4 protein-coding genes are annotated in these 3,589 nt (G+C 30.2%); all 4 read left to right on the forward strand.

Annotated elements, in window-relative coordinates; genetic code table 11:
• Positions 1-166: 166 nt before the first annotated feature.
• On the forward strand, positions 167-1,162 hold the full coding sequence (locus ACVCXO_RS01070; RefSeq protein ID WP_166387991.1) for a hypothetical protein: 996 nt from the start codon (positions 167-169) through the stop codon (positions 1,160-1,162).
• Between the two features lie 146 nt (positions 1,163-1,308).
• Complete coding sequence (locus tag ACVCXO_RS01075; RefSeq protein WP_452227749.1) at positions 1,309-1,896, forward strand: hypothetical protein; 588 nt, start codon at positions 1,309-1,311, stop codon at positions 1,894-1,896.
• Positions 1,897-2,044: 148 nt separating this feature from the next.
• A complete protein-coding gene (locus ACVCXO_RS01080; protein WP_452227750.1) occupies positions 2,045-2,770 on the forward strand; it encodes a hypothetical protein in 726 nt (241 codons plus the stop codon).
• 194 nt (positions 2,771-2,964) lie between these two features.
• Positions 2,965-3,450: a hypothetical protein gene (locus ACVCXO_RS01085; RefSeq protein ID WP_452227751.1), complete on the forward strand. Its 486-nt coding sequence runs from the start codon at positions 2,965-2,967 to the stop codon at positions 3,448-3,450.
• Positions 3,451-3,589 lie beyond the last annotated feature (139 nt).

The raw sequence follows: 3,589 nt of genomic DNA on the forward strand, positions 1-3,589 counted from the left end.
CCAAATTACTAAACATAACAACGTATATATAAAATAGCTAATTGGTTGTTTAATCAATATTTTTTGTTTCTTTATAAAATATATACAAGCCGGAAAGACAAGTCATTATTTAAACGCTACTTTCCATATACGTATACGTTAGCTGTAATTTAAAAAAACTCATATAATGAAAAATAACATTCTATTTCTATTTCTATTAATTACGATAATCAGTTGTAAGGAAAAAAACGCAAAATCATCAACTAATGAATCAATTCCTAAAGAAACAACTAACGAAAAAATTTACAATGGAACAGGAAACGTAACACAAGGATTAGCGGAAACACAAATTAAAAGTCTTATTTCTTGTAATCAAGGAGGTAGCAGAATTTCAGGAGTTGGAGAAATAAAAGATGATTTAGGAAATAGTTGGACAGTTCCCGGAATTAATCATTTCAACGAATCGACCAAAGCTTCTGATTTATATAATGAATGTAACTCTATAACACCAAATAATCTTTCAGAAATAGATATGAATTCCGTTCCTGTCTTTGAGATAGATTCGGACGGAGAAATCATTACAGGCTATCTTTTTGCGGATAATTATTTTGAACTTTACATTAACGGAAAATTAATAGCAGTTGACCCAATACCTTTTACACCATTTAATTCAAACATTGTAAAATTCAAAGTAAAAAAACCTTATACAATTGCAGTAAAACTAATAGATTGGGAAGAACATTTAGGTTTAGGTTCAGAAAATAATAGAGGAAAAGATTTTCATCCTGGAGATGGAGGTTTTATAGCCAGCTTTAGTGATGGGACTATTACAAATAGTAAATGGAAAGCACAAACTTTTTATACTGCACCTATTAGTGATTTAAGTTGTTTAAGTGAAATTGGAGAAAAAAGAATCTCTTCAAATTGTAGTACAGATGGAGTTGATAATGGAACAGCATTTTACGGTATTCATTGGAAAATTCCAAAAAATAGTTTTGACGTTACTTTCAATGACAGCCAATGGCCAAATGCGACCACATATACTGAAGATGAAATAGGAGTAAATAATAAAAAAGCATATATGAACTTCATAGAAAAATTTAGTGGAAAAGGTGCTGAATTTATTTGGTCTACTAATGTCGTTTTGGATAATGAAGTCATTGTTCGTTACAAAGTGGAATAAAAACTACAGCTAACACCGTATATAATTTATTGCTAGCTTCTCGCCTACTTACGAAAGTCCTCGCGGACTTTCTTGGTCGGTAATTATTTACTAAATTAGTTGCTTAAAACACGCAACAAACCATATACAACAACGTTGCCATTAATTTGAAAAAAACGAACTACAAATCAATATTAAAAGCATTTATTCCAATCGGAATTATACTTTTTTTAATTCTATTATCTGAATTAAGAACAGAAGGTTCTTTTGGAGGATTAGTTGACTTTTTTAAATATTTGTTCTTTATAGTTTTCGGAATTATAGTATTTATTTACACTTCTGTAAAACAAGGAAAAAAGATTAAAAACAAAATTGAAATTAAAGAAGCGAAAATTATTTTGACTTTACTCTTAATTTCGACTTTTATAGCAATCAGTTCTTTTTGGTTTCCGAAAGATTTTTTTGACAAAGAATCCGAATTTATCGCAAATGATATTTTTGGAAATGAATTAAGATTATTCGAAAATGGAAAATATATGTTGCGGACAAGAGATTACGAATGGACTACTATTGACAGAGGAATTTACAAAATTAATGACAATGTTATTTTTTTAGGCGAGGAAGTAAAGGAAAAAATCTGGGGAAAAAGAGCCAAAAAGTATCTGATTAAAAACAAAAATCTGATTCCAATTTACTCAAACGGAATTGAAACGGATTCAACTGAATTTTTGACAATAAAACTGAATAAAAACTAATGGCAACAACGTGTATAATTAATGGCTTGTTCTCGCCTACTTACGAAAATCCTCGCGGATTTTCTATTCAGTTTTTATTTACTAAATTAGGTGCTTAAACACGCCACTAATCATACACAAACACGTTGTAGGCAATTAATGAACCGATATGGCAGACAGAAAAATCTTTGGAATTAACAATACTAACACAACTCACTATTCACACGATTCCTTGAATAGCGAAGAGTTTTCTATAATTGCTATTGAAGAAGACGATATGCCACCTCGATATTTTTTCTTTTCCGAATACTTAACTCAATTAAGCAACAAAAATGAAATTTGGGGAAAAGGATTATTTCTTCTCAATTTATATAATGGTGCAGTAAATATAAATCTTGAAAATCACGATTGGGATTCACAAGTAAGTTTTACAAGATTAACAAATTGGGTAACACACCAGAATTTGACACCATTAAATACCGTCGACATTCTTCCAATAAATCCATTTCCAGCAAATCCTGTAACTGATAATGTAAAAAAAGCAAAACTGCGGAATTCTCACTTCATAGTTTATGCAACTTTCCTTTCAAAAAGTGAAAAAGATGTTCAAAGTCTGCTTTTACTTTCGGGTAATAAACTTAATTGGATAACATTATATGCGATATATGACACTTTAAAATTTTACTCTCAAGATTTTGACGCTCTGACAACTCAAAGTGGATTTACTAAAAATGACATTAAAGCATTTACAGGAACCGCAAATAATTTCGGGCTTCTAGGAATAAATTCAAGACACGGAGAGTTGGGTTGGGGAATACCAGCAAATACAATGAATATACAAGATGCAAAAAAAGTGATATTAAGTATGTCAAAGAATTACATTATGAATAAATAAAAAACTGCCTACAACACCGTATATAATTAATGGCTGGTTTTAGCTTGCTTACGAAAATCTTTGCAGATTTTCTATTCGGTTTTTATTTGCTAAATTAGGTGCTGAATCACGCCACTAATCATATACAAACACGTTAGGCAACATTTGAAATGACCGAGAATAAACAGAAATCCGACAGACAATATGCTGCTTATATGGCAAGAAAATATTTTAGTGGACAAATTTCTAAACATCAAATATTGGACAGTTTTCCTAATTATGAAAACGATATTAAAATCCGACTTCTTTATAAGCGGATTATGGGGAAACCTAAAAAAAGTTGGTTTTTCGGAGTTTCGAAAGAGAAATATGAAAAGTATATAATGGAAACCTATGAAGTCATTGAAGATTTAGAAACTGATAAATTACGACTTAAAACATTGAAAACACTTTTTGAACAATTGTGGTTACAATCAAACAATTGCTCTGAACCAATTGAAAATATGGGATTTCAGGTTTTTGAGGTTTCAAAAATGACCTATAATTCTAAAACTGAAATTTTGAGGTATTTGAATTTACTCGTTCAGAAAAATTATATCAGAAAAGTATCGGATAAACCTTTACTTTATGAATTTACTGAAAGCGGAAAGAAAATAAAAACGGACTCTGAAATTGAAAAAATAATAAAAAACGTTGCCTAACACCGTATATAATTTATTGCTGGTTCTAGCCTGCTTACGAAAACCCTCGCGGATTTTCTATTCGGTTTTTATTTGCTAAATTACGTTCTTAACCACGCAACAAACCATATACAAACACGTTATAAAAAATAGCCGAGAA

The sequence above is a fragment of the Lacinutrix sp. MEBiC02404 genome, assembly GCF_053601575.1.